The 18921-nt window shown below is 60.9% G+C and carries 14 protein-coding genes and 4 tRNA genes; 7 read left to right on the forward strand and 11 right to left on the reverse strand.

Translation table 11 applies throughout. The annotated features are described in order from the left end of the window. Nucleotides 1-350: 350 nt before the first annotated feature. Nucleotides 351-1514 carry an acyl-CoA dehydrogenase family protein gene (locus tag JFN93_RS15990; RefSeq protein ID WP_199385106.1) on the forward strand — a complete coding sequence of 388 codons (1164 nt, stop codon included), beginning with the start codon at nucleotides 351-353 and terminating at the stop codon, nucleotides 1512-1514. Between the two features lie 80 nt (nucleotides 1515-1594). Here JFN93_RS15990 and JFN93_RS15995 read toward each other — a convergent pair. The 11 genes from JFN93_RS15995 to gap all read right to left on the reverse strand — a co-directional run bounded on the left by JFN93_RS15995 (nucleotide 1595) and on the right by gap (nucleotide 9129). Further along, a tRNA-Leu gene (locus JFN93_RS15995) sits at nucleotides 1595-1681 on the reverse strand. Between the two features lie 652 nt (nucleotides 1682-2333). Next, nucleotides 2334-2420: transfer RNA gene (locus tag JFN93_RS16000), tRNA-Leu, on the reverse strand. Nucleotides 2421-2478: 58 nt separating this feature from the next. Continuing rightward, nucleotides 2479-2967 (reverse strand): ferritin-like domain-containing protein, encoded by a 489-nt coding sequence (locus JFN93_RS16005; protein WP_199385107.1) that lies wholly within the window; start codon nucleotides 2965-2967, stop codon nucleotides 2479-2481. Between the two features lie 191 nt (nucleotides 2968-3158). After that, nucleotides 3159-3533, reverse strand: coding sequence for a response regulator transcription factor (locus JFN93_RS16010; protein WP_199385108.1), 375 nt, complete (start codon nucleotides 3531-3533; stop codon nucleotides 3159-3161). Next, a complete protein-coding gene (locus JFN93_RS16015) occupies nucleotides 3530-4366 on the reverse strand; it encodes a sensor histidine kinase (protein WP_199385109.1) in 837 nt (278 codons plus the stop codon). The genes JFN93_RS16010 and JFN93_RS16015 overlap by 4 nt, the downstream gene beginning before the upstream one ends. 371 nt (nucleotides 4367-4737) lie before the next feature. Continuing rightward, nucleotides 4738-4824: transfer RNA gene (locus tag JFN93_RS16020), tRNA-Leu, on the reverse strand. A 399-nt stretch (nucleotides 4825-5223) separates the two neighbouring features. After that, nucleotides 5224-5310 (reverse strand) — tRNA-Leu (locus JFN93_RS16025). A 55-nt stretch (nucleotides 5311-5365) separates the two neighbouring features. Continuing rightward, a complete protein-coding gene (gene secG, locus JFN93_RS16030; RefSeq protein WP_199385110.1) occupies nucleotides 5366-5785 on the reverse strand; it encodes a preprotein translocase subunit SecG in 420 nt (139 codons plus the stop codon). A gap of 79 nt (nucleotides 5786-5864) precedes the next feature. Further along, complete coding sequence (tpiA, locus tag JFN93_RS16035; RefSeq protein ID WP_199385111.1) at nucleotides 5865-6620, reverse strand: triose-phosphate isomerase; 756 nt, start codon at nucleotides 6618-6620, stop codon at nucleotides 5865-5867. A 161-nt stretch (nucleotides 6621-6781) separates the two neighbouring features. After that, nucleotides 6782-7978: a phosphoglycerate kinase gene (locus JFN93_RS16040; protein ID WP_199385112.1), complete on the reverse strand. Its 1197-nt coding sequence runs from the start codon at nucleotides 7976-7978 to the stop codon at nucleotides 6782-6784. A gap of 155 nt (nucleotides 7979-8133) precedes the next feature. Beyond that, nucleotides 8134-9129, reverse strand: a complete 996-nt coding sequence (gene gap, locus JFN93_RS16045) for a type I glyceraldehyde-3-phosphate dehydrogenase (RefSeq protein WP_199385113.1) — start codon at nucleotides 9127-9129, stop codon at nucleotides 8134-8136. 246 nt (nucleotides 9130-9375) lie between these two features. Here gap and JFN93_RS16050 point away from each other — a divergent pair, with 246 nt between their 5' ends. The 6 genes from JFN93_RS16050 (at nucleotide 9376) to JFN93_RS16075 (ending at nucleotide 18846) form a co-directional block, all read left to right on the forward strand. Beyond that, nucleotides 9376-11433 (forward strand): ATP-binding protein, encoded by a 2058-nt coding sequence (locus tag JFN93_RS16050; protein WP_199385114.1) that lies wholly within the window; start codon nucleotides 9376-9378, stop codon nucleotides 11431-11433. 249 nt (nucleotides 11434-11682) lie between these two features. Then, entirely contained in the window at nucleotides 11683-12453 is a 771-nt protein-coding gene (locus JFN93_RS16055) for an MBL fold metallo-hydrolase (protein ID WP_199385115.1), read from the forward strand. Between the two features lie 84 nt (nucleotides 12454-12537). Continuing rightward, nucleotides 12538-13833, forward strand: coding sequence for an adenylosuccinate lyase (gene purB, locus JFN93_RS16060; protein WP_199385116.1), 1296 nt, complete (start codon nucleotides 12538-12540; stop codon nucleotides 13831-13833). Further along, complete coding sequence (locus JFN93_RS16065) at nucleotides 13826-14908, forward strand: mechanosensitive ion channel family protein (RefSeq protein WP_199385117.1); 1083 nt, start codon at nucleotides 13826-13828, stop codon at nucleotides 14906-14908. The genes purB and JFN93_RS16065 overlap by 8 nt, the downstream gene beginning before the upstream one ends. Next, nucleotides 14892-17882, forward strand: a complete 2991-nt coding sequence (locus JFN93_RS16070) for a phosphoribosylformylglycinamidine synthase subunit PurS (protein ID WP_199385118.1) — start codon at nucleotides 14892-14894, stop codon at nucleotides 17880-17882. Before JFN93_RS16065 ends, JFN93_RS16070 begins: the two co-directional genes overlap by 17 nt. A 139-nt stretch (nucleotides 17883-18021) precedes the next feature. Then, a complete protein-coding gene (locus tag JFN93_RS16075) occupies nucleotides 18022-18846 on the forward strand; it encodes a phosphoribosylformylglycinamidine synthase subunit PurQ (protein ID WP_199385119.1) in 825 nt (274 codons plus the stop codon). Nucleotides 18847-18921 lie beyond the last annotated feature (75 nt).

Consider the following 18921-nt stretch of genomic DNA (forward strand, 5'->3'; position numbering starts at 1 on the left):
GCGCTCCCACAGTAAATGGTGCACTCACAGTTAGATAGTGCTTCCACAGTAACTGGTGCTTCCACAGTAACTGGTGCATTCATAGTAACTGGTGCATTCATAGTAACTGGTGCATTCATAGTAGTTGGTGCTTCCACAGTAGTTGGTGCCGGTTTTCTATCTGCACTGCGGCCTGACCCTGTGGGAGCGCCATTCCTGGCGCGAATGAGCAGCCGGTTATCTGAGCGGGAGGCGCCACCCCTGGTAGGAGCGGCATTCCTGCCGCGATTGTCGAGCGCTGATCGCGACAAGAATGTCGCTCCTACGGGGAGAGAACGACTGCACCCAACCACGGGGATCTGAGAGTAGCCATGGATTTCGAGCTGTCTCAAGAACAGAAACTGATCCGGGATACCGCGCGGGCCTTCGCCCGGGAACACCTGGAGCCGGTGGCGGCCCGGCTGGATAGGGAAGGGGATCGCTCCGCCTTTCTGGCCAATCTCAAGAGCCTGGCGCAGCTTGGTTTCATGGGGTTGAACGTGCCCGATGGCTGCGGCGGCGCTGGGGCGGGAGTCGTCGCCTTCGCGCTTGCCATCACCGAGATCGCTCGCGCCTGCGCCTCCACCGCGGTCACGGTTTCGGTCACTAACATGGTGAACGAGGTCATTCTCGCCGTCGGTTCGGAGGAGCAGAAGTCGAGATACCTTCCCTTGCTCTGTTCGGGCGAGTATTCCGCCGGAGCTTTTGCCCTTACCGAGGCCGCAGCCGGCTCCGACCCCTCCGCCATGACCACCCGGGCAGTCCGCGATCAGGATGGGTGGCTGCTGAACGGCTCGAAGGTCTTCATCACCAGCGCCCCCTATGCCGGAGTTTTCGTGGTCTGGGCGGTAACCGATCCGGCCGCTCCCAAAGGGAAGGGGATCAGTTGCTTTCTGGTGGAGGCGGGGACCCCCGGCCTGATCGTCGGCAAGGAAGAGCACAAGACCGGGCAGCGCGGTTCGGCAACGAACGAGGTGCTCTTTCAGGACTGCCGGATTCCGGAAGCGGCGCTGATGGGGAAATTAAATGACGGTTTCCGGGTCGCCGTCGGAGAGCTCGCGGGCGGCCGGATCGGCATCGCCGCCCTGGCCCTGGGGGTCGGGCTCGCGGCGATGAACTATGCCACTGCTTACGCCGCTGAGCGGGTGCAGTTCGGCCAGAAGATCGCTGCATTCGAAGGGGTGCAATGGAAGATCGCCGATGCCTACACCGAGCTGGAGGCCGCGCGGCTGTTGACCCTCTCGGCAGCGGCCCGAAAGGAGCAGGGAAAGCCATACGCCAAGCAAGCCTCCATGGCCAAGATGTTTGCCAGCGAAGCGGCCAACCGTGCCTGCTACAGCGCCGTCCAGATCCTCGGCGGCTACGGCTATCTGCAGGACTTCCCCGTCGAACGCTATGCCCGGGACGCACGGGTGACCACCATCTATGAGGGAACCAACGAAATCCAGAGGGTTATTGTCGCGAGGGAGATACTTAAAGCCTTCGGAAGTGACTAGGTCGGTCGTTGCCACCTCTCTATCAGGCGTCAGACGCAAAAAAGGGTTACGGTGTAAACCGTAACCCTTTTGCTTTCAAGTGGTGCCGAAGACTGGAATCGAACCAGCACACCCTTGCGAGTACTAGAACCTGAATCTAGCGCGTCTACCAATTCCGCCACTTCGGCAATTGAGACCCAATATCTAGCATCGAATTGATCCGATTGCAAGCAAAAAGTGTATGCCGGCTGTCTGAGACTTTGACTGACTCATCAACCGCAGGTAAAAGAAAGGTCCCGCCTCCTTCTTGTGTGACTGAAGCGGAGGTGGGACCTTATTCTTCTTTGGCTGATACAGTGTCGCTAGACGTTAGTCCATGTCGGGCCCTTCAGCAGGGTCGCGCCAGTAGGTCCCCTGTTCCCATCGTTCATGGGTCGGCGTACCCATGTCCAGGGCCGGCCCTTCCGCGGGTGCCCGACCTGGTGCTCTCGGTGCATCGAATCCAGCTTGCCGTTGCCGCTCGCTCTTACTTTCCTTTTGAACCTTGCCGTGTTGTTCCTGTCTGTGTTTGCTCATAACCACATCCCCTTGTATGGCCATAACCGCCGCCGATGAGGTGTGGCAGCGGGAATCCTGGCGGGATCATCGATTGAGAAGGAATAACTCCTGTCGTTTCAATCATTTTACTCCCATTCGGAGTTCCGGGTTCCGCCAATTGTCACCTTGGCGCAGGAGGATATTACGGCGGGCACGGTTTTGATCGCGACAGGAATGTCGCTCCAAGGGGGGATGAGGAAACAAAAAAGGGTTACGGTCTGGACCGTAACCCTTTTGATCTTGTGGTGCCGAAGACTGGAATCGAACCAGCACACCCTTTCGAGTACTAGAACCTGAATCTAGCGCGTCTACCAATTCCGCCACTTCGGCAGCGAGACACCTTTTATAGCATCTTCAGGCCGGATTGACAACCAGTTTTAGCGAAAAATCACTCTCTGACGTAGGTGTCCATGTCGGACTCGTCGACCATCGCCATCACCCGGGCGTACTCGGCCTCGATGGTCAGGTAGTGGTTGCGGGTTTCCCGAGCGTTGAGATCGAAAACTTCCTTGACCGCGGGATCGCTGAGACGGTTGGCGGTCTCGATCAGCTTTTTCTCCAGTTCTCCTTCTTTCTGAAGGGCCGCTTCCAGCGCCGTCTGCTCGTTGAAGTCGGCGAGAATGAGTCCTTCGAGGGTTCCTACCCAGGTTGCTCCTTCAAGATTCGGTGCGGCCATGAACTCTTCGAAAGTTCCTACGTCGGCACGATTGTAAGCCTTGAAGAAGTGCATCGCATGCTCTCTTTCTTCTTTGGCCAACTGTTGAAACAGTTTCTTTGCACCAGGATCTGTCATCTTGGAGGCGCCCAGCTCATAAAACTTCATTGCGTCCTTTTCCGTCTGCATAGCTACCTTGATCGCTTCCTGAACGTCGCCCATTTCCCCCCTCCTTTTGCTGCCTTAGACAATATATGTTTTGTTAGGGGATATGGTACATACTCTCTGCTGCTTGTCAATGAGAGGAGGTTTGGACTGTTGCATTATAGTTTTATAGTGTCAATTTTATGGCAACAGGTGTTGTGAACGTCTAATACACTGCGAGGTATAACATCTTGTTTCTGCGCTGTTTGCTACTTCTGAAGGATGTCGTTGAGCGCGGAGAATATGTCGGACAGGTTCACTGGCTTCGTGAAGTAGTGGTCGAAGGAAACAGGGCGGATGCCGGAAGAGGTGGTCAGCCGCTCCAGGTTTGCGCTCATCGCGATCAGGCGCGTCTCCGGACTGAGGGCGCCGATGCGGTGGGCCATCTGGAGCCCGTTCATTTCCGGCATGGTGATGTCGGTAATGACCACCTCGGGGAAGAACTGGAGGAATGCCTCAAGCCCTTTGCGCCCGTTGGCTGCGGAATAGACCGAGGTGGCGGGATACCTGCGCGATATCATTCGGGCCAGCAGGCCGCTGGCGTCCCGGTCGTCTTCGACGATGAGGATGCCGTTGCCTTTCATGTCCCCACCTCGATCCGGAACTCAGCGCCGTCACTGGTGTTGCGCACGGTCAGCCGGCCCCCCATGTTGCGTTCGATGCTGGTCTTGGACATGAACAGACCGACGCCGGTCCCGGCTTGGGCTCCCTTGGTCGTGAAGTAGGGGGCGAAGATGCGCCCCATGATTTCCGGAGCGATACCGCCGGCGTTGTCCGTGATCTTCACCGTGGCGCGGCTGCCCGATCCGGAGGAGGCGATCCGGACCCACGGCCTGCGGATCTTGCGTTCCACCAAGGCATCCCGGGCATTGAGGAGGATATTGAGCAGCACCTGGGAAAATTCGTTGCGGTAGCCATGGAGCGCCGGCTGTCCCCGCAATTTCACCTCGATCGCGATGCATTGCTGGGCGAAACCACCCTCGATCAGCTGCAGGGTCCTTTGCACCTCGTCGTGGACCTTAAAGGTGGCTTTCTCCGTGTCCGGTTGAAAATAGTTCTTGAAGTCGTCGATGGTCCGCGACAGGTACCGGATGATCTCCATCGACTTCGCCACGTTATCGCCCAGAAAGTCGCGGTTGAAGTCGCCCATGTCGTAGAAAAGGGGTAGTTGCTGGATGGTAAGCCCCAAGCGGTTCAGAGGCTGGCGCCACTGATGGGCGATGGTCCGGATCATCTCCCCCATCGCCGCAATACGGCTGTGGTGGATGAGCAGGTGTTCCTGCTGGCGCAGCGTTTCCAGCGTGCGGAGCCGCTCGGCATGCTCTCCGCGCAGTTTGCCATCAACATCCCGGCGCCGGGCCTCCTGTTCCAGCCCCCCCAGGATCAGCGAAAGGTCGTCGGAAAGTTGCTCCAGCAAGTGGGCGTGTGCCGGATCGCACGCAAGGCAGCGGTGCCCTCGGAGTCGGTGTACGCTTCTTTGCGCGCTCCTAAGTCTTAACCGGAGCTGCTGACTCTCATTGATGACCATTCCGCGGTACCTCCCACGATTGGGATTGGCATAGGGGCCGGGAGCAGACTTGCTGTGAGTATGATGTGAGGCGGTTAATTTGTATCACATAATTTTAGAAAGTCATAATTTTTTTACTGCTGACATAAAAAATGAAGGAGAAGCTGTCAGAATGGGCCAAGAGAGGGGAGAACTGTCACAGGGGAGGAAATGATGCGGGGAGGCGGTCAGAGATGAAAAAAGGCGACCAGCCATGAGGCGGTCGCCTTTTATATTGATTGTGGTGCCGAAGACGAGACTCGAACTCGTACAGGCTGTCGCCCGCCACCCCCTCAAGATGGTGTGTCTACCAATTCCACCACTTCGGCAAAGAGACAAACCTTATAACATCGACTGTATCTTCTGTCAAGAATTTTGGCCCTTTGACTGTGTGTAATGGAATCTGTGAGTGAATGAGCTTGTCAGGATCAAGGCCTACCTGTATCTGACCAAGGCCTACCTGTATCTGACCAAGGCCATTTACTGTAGGCGGTCACTATCGAACGTTATCTGTGTGGGGTTTTGCGTCGGCTTACACTGTGGGAACATCGATTAAACCCGTTGGCACCGCCTTCGGCGGATCGCGCCAGGGATGGCGCTCCCACAGGGAAAACGGCTTCCTTCCGCGGCGGCATTTTCACTCACGGACGGTTCGGTGGAGGTGAGGGGGGCTTGCAAAACGAAAAAAGCGCCCGGTCCGGAAGGACGGGCGCTTTTTCAAATTTGCTTGGTGCCGAAGACGAGACTCGAACTCGTACAGGCTGTCGCCCGCCACCCCCTCAAGATGGTGTGTCTACCAATTCCACCACTTCGGCAAGAAGAACCACTCTTTTAGCATGTGGCTTTCTGAAGGTCAACAGAATTCTTCAACTATTTTTTCGCCGGAGCCGCCGGTGCAGCCGGTGCAGCACCCTGCGGACCCGGAGCCACGTCCTTCGGTGCGGCCGGAGTGGAGGGGCTGAACCCGCCGACCTTGCCCGGGGCCTGCAGCGGCATGCCGCCCATCGGGGCCGGTTTGCCTGCCTTGGGACGCTTCGAGGACATGATGGAGGAGCCGCCACCCTTGCTGGATACGAAGGCCAGGGAGAGCGAGGTGAGCATGAAGATGATCGCCGCGCTGGTGGTGAGTTTGCTCATGAAGGTATTGCCGCCGCCTGCGCCGAAGACCGACTGGCTGCCGCTGGCACCGAAGGAGGCACCCATCTCGGCACCTTTGCCGGACTGGAGCAGGACCACGATGATGAGCGCGATGCAGACGAGGACGTGCAGGGTTACCAATAGGATAGTCATTACAGCAGTTACCTCCGAAAATGTTCAAAGCGCATCTTTTACCACATTCCGTATCAAAAACAAAGCTATTAATTAGCTCCTACGCGCCGAAGCGGACGATGGAGGCGAAGGAGTCCGCCTTGAGGCTCGCGCCCCCTACCAGGGCGCCGTCGATGTCCGGGCGGGACATGAGTCCCTTGACGTTGTCGGGCTTGACGCTGCCGCCGTAGAGGATGCGGGTGCGCTCTGCGGTCCCCTGGTCGAACATCTTGGCCAGGACGCCGCGCACGAAGGCGTGTGCTTCCTGCGCCTGGTCGTCGGTCGCGGTCTTGCCGGTCCCGATCGCCCAGACCGGCTCGTAGGCGACGATCAGCGGGCCGAGCTGGTCCGAGGTGAACCCTTCCAGACCGCCGCGCACCTGGCGCTCCAGGACGTCGAAGGTCTTGCCGGCTTCGCGCTCGGCGAGGGTCTCTCCGATGCAGAAGATCGGTACCAGTTCGCCGTTCAAAGCCGCGCGGATCTTGCGGTTGACGGTGGTGTCGGTCTCCCCGAAGTACTGGCGGCGCTCCGAGTGCCCGATGATGACGTGGCTGCAGCCGACGTCGAGGAGCATCCGCGGCGAGACCTCGCCGGTGAAGGCACCTTCCTCTTCCCAGAAGACGTTCTGGGCGGCCAGGGAGATGTTGGTGCCGGCGATGGCACGCTGCACGGAGGAAAGGACGGTGAAGACCGGCGCCACGACGATTTCGACGTTGTCGACGGTGCCGACCAGCGGGGCGAGTTCGGTAACGAGGGCGATGGCCTCGGTGGTGGTCTTGAAAAGCTTCCAGTTTCCGGCGATGACCGGTTTGCGCATGGGTAACCTCCTTTTAGATCTGGGGTCGGGGGTCTGGGGTCGGGGATCGGGGGAAAAACAAAAGGGATTGGAGATCGGGGAGGGGTGCCGCGGCAAAGGGCGGTTCAGAAAAAATACCGACCTTTGCCCCAGGCCCCGGCCCCCCGACCCCAGATCCCGGTTTATTTGCCCCTCTCCTCCAAGGCCTTGACGCCGGGGAGCTTCTTACCTTCGAGGAGTTCCAGGAAGGCGCCGCCGCCGGTGGAGATGTAGCTCATCTTGTCGGCCTTGCCGGCCTTGTTGACCGCCACGTCGGTGTCGCCGCCGCCCAGGATGGTCAGCGCGTTGGAGCTCGCCACCGCATCGCACAGGCCGAAGGTCCCCTTGGCGTAGGCGTCCATCTCGAAAACTCCCATCGGCCCGTTCCAGACGATGGTCTTGGCGTCGGTGAGCGCGTCGGCGAAGAGCTTCACCGACTGCGGCCCGATGTCGAGCGCCATCCAGTCGGCCGGGATCTCCTTGATGCTCACGGTCTTGGTGGCCGCGGTCGCGCTGAACTGGTCGGCAACGATGCAGTCGACCGGGAGGTAGAATTTCACCCCTTTCGCTTCGGCCTTCTTGAGGGTCTTGGTCGCGGTCTCGATCAGGTCGTCCTCGACCAGGGATTTCCCCACGTTGTACCCCTGGGCCTTGAGGAAGGTGAAAGCCATGCCGCCGCCGACGATGATCTTGTCGACCTTGTCGACGAACGCCTCGAGGACCTCGATCTTGCCGGAGACCTTGGCGCCGCCCAGGATCGCCACCAGCGGGCGGACCGGGTTGGTCATCGACTTGTCGAAGTAGTTCATCTCGTTTTTCATCAAGAAGCCGGCAGCCACCACCGGGAAGAGCTTGGTAATCGCCTCAACGGAGGCGTGGGCGCGGTGGGAGACGGCGAAGGCGTCGTTTACGTAGATCTCGCAGCCGTTCACCAGCCCCTTGGCGAACTCCGCGTCGTTTTTCTCCTCACCGGGGTAGAAACGGACGTTCTCCAGCATGACGATCTGGCCCGGGGCCATCGCGTCGATCATCTTCTTTACCTCGTCGCCGAGGCAATCCGGGGCGAGCTTCACTTCCTTGCCGAGGAGCTCGGAGAGACGCTTGGCCGCCGGGGCCATGGAGTATTTCGGCTTCTTCTCACCCTTGGGGCGCCCCAGGTGCGAGGCGAGGACCAGCTTCGCCCCTTTTTCCAGGGCGTAATTGATGGTCGGGAGCACCGCGCGGATGCGGGTGTCTTCGGTGATGTTCTGGTTGTCGTCCAGCGGCACGTTGAAATCCACCCGCATGAAGAGCTTCTTGCCGGATAGATTCTCAATTTCATCGATGTAGCGAATTGCCATGGTACTCCTCCTTGCTTCAGTGCATTTAATAAATAGCAGGCTGGTGCCGCTTATTTTTCTAATGACAGATCGTTACTTGAGAGAAACACCGGGGAACGGCAAAAAGACGGCGGGAGTACCGCTTCCCGCCGTCTTGTTCCGTATGTCGGATGGTGTTAGAGAAGTTTCTTGATCAGGCCGACCACCCTCTGGGAGAAACCGGTCTCGTTGTCGTACCAGGAGATGACCTTCACCATGTTGCCGTCGATCACCTTGGTGGAGGGGGCGTCGACGATGGAGGAAAGCGGGTTGCCGTTGAAGTCGATGGAGACGAGCTGCTCGGTGCAGAACCCGAGGATCCCCTTGAGCGGGCCTTCGGCGGCCGCCTTCAGCGCGGCGTTGACTTCCTCGGCGCTGGTCTTCTTGTTCAGGGTCGCGACGAGGTCGACCACCGAGACGTTCGGGGTCGGGACCCGGATCGCCATCCCGTCCAGTTTCCCCTTCAGCTCCGGGAGGACCAGGGCGACCGCCTTGGCGGCGCCGGTGGTGGTCGGGATCATGGAGAGGGCGGCGGCGCGGGCGCGGCGCAGGTCGCGGTGCGGCAGGTCGAGGATGTTCTGGTCGTTGGTGTAGGAGTGAACCGTGGTGACCAGGCCGCGCTCGATGCCGAAGCTGTCGTGGAGCACCTTGGCGACCGGGGCCAGGCAGTTCGTGGTGCACGACGCGTTGGAGATGATGTGGTGCTTTTCCTTGTCGTAGGCGGCGTCGTTGACGCCGAGAACGATGGTCAGGTCCGGGTCGGTCGCCGGCGCGGAGATGATGACCTTGGAGGCGCCGGCCTGGAGGTGCAGCGCCGCCTTATCGCGGGCGGTGAAAAGGCCGGTGGCCTCGAGGACCACGTTCACGTTGAGGGATTTCCAGGGAAGTTCGGCCGGATTCTTGATCGCCAGGATCTTGATCGCCTTGCCGTCGATGACGATTTCGTCGCCACGGGCCTCGACTTCACTGGGATAGATGCCGTGAACCGAATCGTACTTCAACAGATGGGCCAACGTCTTGGCGTCGGTCAGATCATTGATCGCCACGAATTCGATCGACGGGTCTTTCGCCGCTGCTCTAAGTACCGAACGACCGATTCTGCCGAACCCATTAATCGCTACTCTTAAAGCCATGGTTCTCCCTCCTAAAGAATAAGATTTTGTTCACGAACGGCATAGTAACGGACTGCCCAAGCATCGTCAACATTTTTATTTAAGGTTTGTGTTTCCGCGCCGATACGGGATTTAGCTAGGCTGGCGGGGGGCGTGCGCCTCCTTTTTTTGCGTCGATCATTAAAACGATTGACTTGCCTTCGCCCCTATATTAATGCTGTGCTCGCGTTTATTTTCCCTGTGTCCCGAGGCTGGAATCACCCTTTGATGAAGATGACCCTCGAAAAACGGATCACCCTGTTTTCCTTCCTCATCCTGTTCGTCACGATGTTCGCCGGCTCCGGCATGGACATCATGGCGTTGCAGAGGGACCACGTCAATTCGCTGAACCTCCGTTCCCAAAGCCTCGCCACCGCGCTTAAAGCCAGCATCGAAAAGGTCCTCAACCTCGGCCTCGAATTGAAGGACATGGGGGGGCTCTCCGAAAAGTGCCGCGAGATCATGGAGGGGAACCCCGACATCGCCTACTGCGTCGTGACCGATGCCAACGGCGTCCCCATCTTCGCCAGCGATCCCCGCTTCCAGAACTTCCCGATCCGCTCCATCGCCGGGCCTGACGTCGCCCGCAACCGGATGGATCTCAAGGAGCCGCGCGGCACCAGCTACTTCTACGACACCTCGGTGCTGATCAAGACGCCGGACGGGCGCAACGTCGGGCGCGCCCACATCGGGTTTGCCGAGGCGGTGGTCACCGAGAAGGTGAGGGGGATGATCTTCAAGAACCTCTCCCTCCTCATCCTGGCGCTGATCCTCTCCTTCTCCCTGGTGGTCTTCTTCGTGAAGCGCTACGTGATGCGGCCGATTTCCACGCTGTTGACGGGGGTGAAGCAGATCTCGGAAGGGGGCTTCGACATCCAGATCGGCGAGGTCGACGTGTTCGAGTTTAATGAACTTGCGCGGAACGTCAACCTCATGGCGCGATTTTTAAAAAACCGCGACGAGGAAATCAAGAACAACTACCAGGAGATGCAGCGCACCCTCGACGAGCTGCACGACTCCTACCTGAAGCTGGAGCGGCTGAGTTCCGACCTGGAGCGCTCGGAGAACCTCTACAAGTCGCTCATGGAAGACGCAAGCGACGCCATCGTGGTGATCGGCTCCGACGAGTCGGTCCGCATGGTGAACAAGATGGCGGAGGAGTTCTTCGGCTACGAGGCGAAGGAACTGCTCGGGCTGCCGCTCACCAAGATGCTCCTTTTGCTGAACATCGGCAACATCCCGAAGCTGCAGCGGATCTTCCAGAACGCGGCGGGGGGGGCCCACATGGCCGACGAGATGCAGCTCCTCAAGAAGGGGGGCGGGATCATGGTCGCCCTGGTGCACGCTTCGAGCATCCGGAGCGGCGACGAGGTGCTGGTGCAGGCGATCTTCCGCGACGTCACCCGGGAGCGCGAGATCATCGCCAACCTGGAGAAGAGCTCCGCCGACCTGGCCCGGCTGAACCGGATGAAGGACTCCTTCCTGGGGCTCGCCTCCCACGAACTCAAGACCCCGCTCACCGTCATCATGGGCTACTCCGAGCTGATCACCTCCGACATGGCGGACAAGGTCGATCCCACCGTCCTGGAGATGGTCTCCAACATCGCCAACGCCGCCGCGCGGCTGGACAACATCGTCAAGGACATGGTCGACGTCTCGATGATCGACGAGAAAAGGCTCCAGCTCAAGATGGAGGAGGTGCAGTTGAACCGCCTGATCGAGGCGACCGTGAACGAGATGCGCTTTTTCTTCTCCATGCGCAAGCAAGAGGTGGAGGTCCATCTCGACGAGTCGATCCCCCCGGTCCGCGGCGACTCGGTCCGCCTGATGCAGCTTCTTTCCAACATCGTGGGAAACGCGATCAAGTTCACCCCCGACGGCGGCAAGATCACCATCTCAAGCTCGGCCAAGTACCTCTTGCGCGGCATTCCGTCCGGAACCGGGAGCTCCGAGCAGGCCAAGGAGCACCACCTGTTTCTCGAGATCACCGTCGCCGACACCGGCATCGGCATCGATCGCGAGGATCAGCTCCGCATCTTCGATAAGTTCTACGAGGTCGGCAACATCCAGGAACACTCCTCAGGCAAGGTCGCCTTCAAGGCGAAGGGGGCGGGGCTCGGCCTTTCCATCGCCAAGGGGATCGTCGACATGCACGGCGGCGAGATCTGGGTCGAGTCGACCGGCTACAATCCGGAGCGCTTCCCCGGCTCCATTTTCCACATTCTCCTTCCGGTAAACCCGGTCCTCAGCGAGACTCTCACCGACTACGCCCGACTCCTTCGTTAACCTAAACTCACTTGAATCTCCCCGGCTATTCCTGTATAAAAGTCGGGTTTTACCGGCGCCCGAATGGGCGTGTTCAACGTTCCAGGCCCGACGTTTCCCGTTGAAACCCAAAATGTTGAAGTTATCACTGTTTTCTGTGTCAGTCTCTCTTGCATAGGCCCGGGCTTTTGAAGAGAGATCTTAGTTTCTGGCCTCAACGTTGAACCTTGAACGTGGCACGTTGAACCGGTTTTTCACGGAGGGATCACAATGAAGCTCTGTCTTCTTGCCAGTGGCAGCAAGGGGAACTCCCTCTACGTTGAGGCGGGCGACTGCAAGCTTCTGATCGATTCCGGGCTTTCGGCGCGCGAGACCCAGCTCCGGCTGGCCGGCATCGGGGTGAAAGGGGAGGAGCTGGACGGCATCCTGGTCACCCACGAGCACTCCGACCACGTCGGCGGCGTGGGCCCCCTGGCCCGCAAACTCAAGATACCGGTCTTCGCTTCCGCCAAGACCCACCGCGCCGCGGCGCACCAGGTGAAGAAGGTGGAGGCGGTCGAATTCGAACCGGGCACTCCGTTCACCCTGAAGGGGGTCCACATCGACCCTTTCCCGGTCACCCACGATGCCTGCGATCCCTGTGGCTTCCGGATCCGGGCCGGGGAAGGGGACATCGGTTTTGCCACCGACCTCGGCATCGTGACCCGGCTGGTCCTGGAGAAGCTCAAAGGGTGCCGCGCCCTGGTGCTGGAGTTCAACCACGACGAGGAGATGCTGCAAAACGGCCCCTATCCCTGGCACCTCAAGCAGCGCATCCGGAGCCGTCACGGACATCTCTCCAATGCCGAAGCGACCGTGCTTCTGGAGGAACTCCTCCACGACCGGCTCGACGGCGTATTTCTTTCTCACCTCTCCGAGGTCAACAACGCACCCGATCTGGCTTTGGCCTCCGCGCAAGGGCTGATCGGCGGGCAGAACAGCTGCGCTCCCTCCATCTTCGTGGGGAACCAGTACGTGGCCAGCGGCGTACTCGACATCTAAAGCGGATTCCTGTAGCATGAGGGGTTGCTCCGCGCATCAATAATTAAATCAACGCGAACAGCAAGATAGTTAAGGGGGAAAGTCGTGATCGAACGTTACAGCCGTCCTGAAATGGCCCGCATCTGGGAGCCGCAAAACCGCTATGCCAAGTGGCTCGAGATCGAGATCTACGCCTGCGAGGCGCACGCCGAAATGGGGCGCATCCCCGCCGACGCGGTGGATCGCATCAAGGCCAAGGCCTCCTTCGACGTCGAGCGCATCGACGAGATCGAACGGACCGTCAAGCACGACGTCATCGCCTTTCTGACCTCGGTCGCCGACTACATCGGGGAAGACTCCCGTCACATGCACCTGGGCCTTACCTCCTCGGACGTCCTGGACACCTCCTTTGCCATGCTCCTGAAGGAAGCCGGCGAGCTGATCATCGCCGACGTGAAGCGCCTGATGGAAGTCATCAAGAAGCGCGCCTACGAGCACAAGATGACCCCGATGATGGGGCGCTCCCACGGCATCCACGCCGAGCCGGTCACCTTCGGGATCAAGATGGCCCTCTGGTACGACGAGATGGCCAGAAACCTCAAGCGCCTTCAGGCGGCGCTTGAAACCATCTCCTACGGCAAGCTCTCCGGCGCGGTCGGGACCTTCGCCAACATCGACCCCAAGGTCGAGGCCTACGTCTGCAAGAAGGCCGGGCTGAAGCCGGCTCCCTGCTCCACCCAGGTCCTGCAGCGCGACCGTCACGCCGAATACTTCTCCACCCTGGCCATCGTCGCCTCCTCCATCGAGAAGTTCGCCGTCGAGATCCGCCACCTGCAGCGCACCGAGGTGCTCGAGGCCGAGGAATTCTTCAGCAAGGGGCAGAAGGGCTCTTCCGCCATGCCGCACAAGAGAAACCCGGTCCTCTCGGAGAACCTCACCGGCCTGGCCCGCCTGATCCGCGGCTACGCCGTCTCCGCCATGGAGAACCTCGCCCTTTGGCACGAGCGTGACATCTCGCACTCCTCGGTGGAGCGCATCATCGGGCCGGACGCCACCATCCTGATGGACTTCATGCTCAACCGCGCCATCGGCCTGATCGAGAACCTGGTCGTCTACCCGGAAAACATGATGCGCAACCTGAACCAGATGCGCGGGCTGATCTTCTCGCAGCGGGTGCTCCTGAAGCTCGCCGAAGCCGGCGCTTCCCGCGAGGCGGCCTACGCCATGGTGCAGAGAAACGCGATGAAGGTCTGGGAAGAAGGGAAGGACTTCCTCACCGAGGTTCTGGCCGACGCCGACGTCACCGCGCTCCTTCCGGAGGCGGAGATCCGCGAGGCGTTCGACCTGGGGTACCACCTCAAACACGTAGACACCATCTTCACGAGGGTCTTTGGTGGATAGACTGCTGTATTACCTGGAGCTGGGGGAGGAGGACGGGTTCCTCCTCTTCTGGTCCAAGGAAATCATCGTCGCGACCGCGATCATCCTGCTCTGCTACGCGCTGTCGCAGGTTCTCGGTCGCGCCCTGCTCCGGATCGCCGGGAGGCTCAATGCCTCCCGTGCGTTCGACAGCCGGATGCTCGAGCGCTCCACCCCGCCGATCCAGTTCCTGGTGAACTGCACCGGCTGGTACCTGGCCATCAGCCGGCTGCACATCCCGGAAAAACTCCACCTGGTCGCCTCGGGGGCGCTTTTCGTGGCGATCGTGGTGGTCCTCACCAACATCGCCTACCGGATCGCCGACGAGGCCCTTTTGCGTTACGGGGCCCGGGTGGCCGGCGAAGAGATGAGCCGCCAGCTCATGCCGCTGGTGCAGAAGCTGGTGAGCATCTTCTTGATCGGCACCGCCCTGATCATCACCCTCAAGCATTTCAACTACGACATCCTCTCCCTGGTCACCGCCTTGGGGGTCGGCTCCCTCGCCATCGGGCTTGCCGCCAAGGACACCCTTGCCAACATGGTTTCCGGCTTCACCTTGATGCTGGACCGGCCGTTTCGGATCGGGGACGTGATCGAGCTCGGCAACAAGAGCGGCGAGGTGATCGACATCGGCCTGCGCTCCACCAAGATCAAGGGGGCGGACAGCACCTACCTGATCATCCCGAACTCCGAGCTTTGCAATACCACCTTGGTCAACATGGCCCTTCCCGACAGCAGGGTGAAGGTCAAGGTCCCCCTCGGGGTGGCCTACGGGACCGACGTCGCCGCGGCCAAGGAGCTCCTGGTGCAAACCGCGCTTGCGGTACCCGGGGTGGTCGCCGAGCCGGGGCCGGAAGTCTACTTCACGAACTTTGGCGAGAGCGCGCTCAATTTGAACCTCTTCTTCTGGGTCGCCGACTACCGGCAGCAGGCGGTGGTTGTGGACCGGATCAACAGCGCCATCGCCGGCGCGTTTATCACCCACGGAATAATCATGCCGTTCCCCACCCGGACGGTCTTCATCGAAAAGGACGCCAACCATGCCCCACAGGATTGAAATCACCCTCAAGGACCAGGTCCGCGACCCGCGCGGCGAGCGTATCAAAAGGGAAATCGAGCACTTCCTCCACCTGGAGGTCGCCGAGGTCCGCACCATCGACGTCTACACCGTCGACGCGGCGCTCACCGCCGAGCAGCTGGAAGCCGCCGCGGCGGGACCGTTCTGCGACCCGGTGATCCAGGAATACTCCATCGACCAGGCCGCCGCCAAGGATTTCGACTACGTGATCGAAGTCGGCTTCCGTCCCGGCGTCACCGATAACGTCGGCCGCACCGCCGCCGAGGCGATCGGCTACCTGATCGGCAAGCCGCTTGCCGCCGGCGAGGCGGTCTACACCTCGGTGCAGTACCTCTTGAAGGGGGCGCTCTCCGAGGCGGACGCGAAGAAGATCGCCACCGGGCTTCTGTGCAACACGCTGATCCAGCGCTACCAGATCGTCGATGCCGCCACCTTCGCCGCCCAGGGCGGGATTGCCGCTTTTGTCCCCAAGGTCTCCGGAGAAACCAAGGCCGCGGTGAACGAGATCGAGCTGGAGGTGTCCGACGAGGAACTGATGCGGATCAGCCGCGACGGCGTGCTGGCGCTCACCCTCGACGAGATGAAGATCATCCAGGCGCACTACCGCGACCCGGAGGTCCGCAAGGTCCGTGCTGAAGTCGGCCTGGGTGCCCGTCCCACCGACGTGGAACTCGAGGCGCTGGCCCAGACCTGGTCCGAGCACTGCAAGCACAAGATCTTCTCCGCCGACGTCGAGTACGTCGACGAGAACGGGAACAAGGAAGAGATCAAGTCGCTCTTCAAAAGCTTCATCCAGCGCACCACTGCCGACGTCCGCAAGGCGCTCGGGGAGAAGGATTACTGCCTCTCCGTCTTCAAGGACAACGCCGGGGTCATCCGCTTCAACGACGACTGGTCGCTCGTTTTCAAGGTCGAGACCCACAACTCACCCTCCGCGCTCGATCCCTACGGCGGGGCGCTCACCGGCATCGTCGGGGTCAACCGCGATCCGTTCGGCACCGGCATGGGGGCGAAGCTCATCTTCAACACCGACGTCTTCTGCTTCGCCGACCCGTTCTATGACAAGGAACTCCCGTCCCGCCTGCTGCACCCGCGCCGCATCTACGAAGGTGTCGTCGAAGGGGTCGAGCACGGCGGCAACAAGAGCGGCATCCCGACCGTGAACGGCTCGCTGGTTTTTGACGAGCGTTTCGCCGGCAAGCCCCTGGTCTTCTGTGGCACCGCCGGGATCATGCCCGCCAAGATCCAGGGCGAGCCGTCCCACGAGAAGAAGATCCTCCCCGGGGACGTCATCGTCATGACCGGCGGCCGGATCGGCAAGGACGGCATCCACGGTGCCACCTTCTCCTCCGAGGAGCTGAACGAGAACTCCCCGGTCTCCGCGGTCCAGATCGGCGACCCGATCACCCAGAAGCGGATGTTCGACTTTTTGATCCGGGCCCGCGACAAGCGGCTCTATCGCTTCATCACCGACAACGGGGCCGGGGGCCTTTCCTCCTCCATCGGCGAGATGAGCGAGGAGTGCGGCGGCTGCAAGCTCGACCTCGCCCTGGCGCCGCTCAAGTACCCGGGGCTCAATCCCTGGGAGATCCTGATCTCCGAGGCGCAGGAGCGGATGAGCCTTGCCATTCCGCCCGCGTGTCTGGACGAGTTTTTGGCGATGGCCAAGCGCTTCGGCGTCGAGGCGACCGTGCTCGGTACCTTCACCGATTCCGGCGTCTTCCACATCCTTTACGGCGACAAGACCGTGGCCTACCTGCCGCTTTCCTTCATGCATGCGGGGCTGCCGCCGATGCGGATCCCGGCACGCTGGGAGCCGCCCAAAAACGCCGAGCCGAAATTGGAACCCGCCGCCGACTACACCGGCGACCTGAACGCGCTCCTCTCCTCGCTCAACATCTGCTCCAAGGAGAGCGTGGTGCGCCGCTACGACCACGAGGTCCAGGGGGGGAGCGTGGTGAAGCCGTTCACCGGCGTTGCCAACGACGGCCCGTCCGATGCGGCGGTGCACCGTCCGATCCTCGACTCCTTCGAGGCGGTGGTGGTGGGGCACGGCATCGTGCCGCGCTACAGCGACATCGACGCCTACCACATGGCGGCCAATGCCATCGACGAGGGGCTGCGTAACTACGTCGCCGTGGGGGGCTCGCTGGATCTGGTCGCCGGTCTGGACAACTTCTGCTGGTGCGATCCGGTCCTCTCCGAGCGCACCCCGGACGGTCCCTACAAGATGGCGCAGCTGGTCCGCGCCAACAAGGCGCTCTACGACTACTGCCTCGCGTTTTCCCTGCCGCTCATCTCCGGCAAGGACTCGATGAAGAACGACTTCTACGACGGCAACGTCAAGATCTCCATCCCCCCCACGCTGCTTTTCTCGGTGATCGGCAAGATGGAAGACGCCCGCAAGGCGGTCACCATGGACGTCAAGCGCCCGGGCGACCTGGTCTACCTCCTCGGCGCCACTGCCGACGAGCTGGGGGGCTCCGAATACTACGCGCTCAAGGGGGCGGTGGGGAACCACGTCCCGAAGGTCGACGCCCAGGCGGCGCTGGCCACCTACAGTGGGTACCACGCCGCCCTGGAACAGGGTCTGGTGGCATCCTGCCACGACCTCTCCGACGGCGGCCTGGCGGTTGCCGCGGCCGAGTCCGCCTTTGCCGGCGGCTTTGGTGTTGCCATTGACCTGTGCCAGGTGCCGTTCAAAGGCGACAAGGCCGGGCGCAGCGATGCGGTGCTCCTCTTCTCCGAGTCCGCCTCCCGTCTTTTGGTCACCGTCCGCCCGGAAAAAGCGGCCTCCTTCGAGGCCTGCCTGAAGGGGACCACCTTCGCCAAGATCGGCGAGGTGAGCGTCGACCCGATCGTGACCATGGAAGGGATCAACGGTGGCATCGTGGTGAGCGCGGACCTCGACCAGCTGAAGGAAAGCTGGCAGTCCCCGCTGCGGGAGCTGTGAGGCGGCCTTCGATCCGACGGATCGGACCGATCGGACCGATCCGTCGGAATGTAACTTCTCCGTGATTTTTTCAACGGGTTCGTGTCATAATGTGGCGATTGCCTCTCATGAGGGGCCAACTACTGCAAAGGATTGATTGATGACAAAGGCTAAAGCTCTGGTCATAACCGGAAACGGCACCAACTGCGAGAACGAGGCGGCGCACGCCTGCCGGCTCGGCGGCTTCGACGAGGCCCGCATCGCGCATATCTCGGAACTCATGTCGGGCGAGGTGCGGCTGGACGACTACCACTTCTTGAACCTCACCGGCGGCTTTTTGGACGGCGACGACTTGGGCAGCGCCAAGGCCCAGGCGAACCGCCTGAAAAATGCGACCGTAGAAGGGAAAAGCGAACGGCTGGTCGAGCAGATCTCCCGCTTCATCGCCGACGGCAAGCTGATCCTCGGGGTATGCAACGGCTTCCAGCTCCTGGTCAAGATGGGGATGCTCCCGGCCCTGGGCGGCGACTACCTCAAGCAGAGCGTGACCCTCACCTACAACAACGCCGGGCGCTTCCAGGACCGCTGGTGCTACCTCAAGTGCGACGCCTCCTCCCCCTCCCTCTACACCGCGGGCATCTCCCAGGGGATCTACCTTCCGGTCCGCCACGGGGAAGGGAAGTTCCTGGTCGATACCCAGGCCACCCTCGACGCCATCGAATCCAAGCACCTTGCCTGCCTGAAATATTCCGACAGCCAGTACACCGCCCCCACCATGGAATTCCCGGAAAACCCGAACGGGTCGGTGAACGCCATCGCCGGCATCTGCGACGAGACCGGGCGCATCATGGGGCTCATGCCGCACCCGGAGGCGTTCGTGCACCGCACCCAGCACCCCCGCTGGACCCGCGAGGAACTCCCGGAAGAAGGTGACGGCCTGATCTTCTTCCGAAACGCGGCTCAGTACATCAAGAAGACGTTCTAACTGCCGTTCGGCGTTCGACGTTGAACCCACGGTTTCGGCGACTCGATTGGCTGAGCTCTGATCCACCACCTCCTG

It is taken from the genome of Geomesophilobacter sediminis (assembly GCF_016458275.1).
GTDB classification, from domain to species: domain Bacteria; phylum Desulfobacterota; class Desulfuromonadia; order Geobacterales; family Geobacteraceae; genus Geomesophilobacter; species Geomesophilobacter sediminis.

Coding starts and splice junctions, on each gene's coding strand:
- JFN93_RS15990 (WP_199385106.1), top strand. CDS start 351: ATGGATTTCGAGCTGTCTCAAGAACAGAAACTGATCCGGGATACCGCG.
- JFN93_RS16005 (WP_199385107.1), bottom strand. CDS start 2,967: ATGGGCGACGTTCAGGAAGCGATCAAGGTAGCTATGCAGACGGAAAAG.
- JFN93_RS16010 (WP_199385108.1), bottom strand. CDS start 3,533: ATGAAAGGCAACGGCATCCTCATCGTCGAAGACGACCGGGACGCCAGC.
- secG (WP_199385110.1), bottom strand. CDS start 5,785: ATGACTATCCTATTGGTAACCCTGCACGTCCTCGTCTGCATCGCGCTC.
- tpiA (WP_199385111.1), bottom strand. CDS start 6,620: ATGCGCAAACCGGTCATCGCCGGAAACTGGAAGCTTTTCAAGACCACC.
- JFN93_RS16040 (WP_199385112.1), bottom strand. CDS start 7,978: ATGGCAATTCGCTACATCGATGAAATTGAGAATCTATCCGGCAAGAAG.
- gap (WP_199385113.1), bottom strand. CDS start 9,129: ATGGCTTTAAGAGTAGCGATTAATGGGTTCGGCAGAATCGGTCGTTCG.
- JFN93_RS16050 (WP_199385114.1), top strand. CDS start 9,376: ATGAAGATGACCCTCGAAAAACGGATCACCCTGTTTTCCTTCCTCATC.
- JFN93_RS16055 (WP_199385115.1), top strand. CDS start 11,683: ATGAAGCTCTGTCTTCTTGCCAGTGGCAGCAAGGGGAACTCCCTCTAC.
- JFN93_RS16070 (WP_199385118.1), top strand. CDS start 14,892: ATGCCCCACAGGATTGAAATCACCCTCAAGGACCAGGTCCGCGACCCG.
- JFN93_RS16075 (WP_199385119.1), top strand. CDS start 18,022: ATGACAAAGGCTAAAGCTCTGGTCATAACCGGAAACGGCACCAACTGC.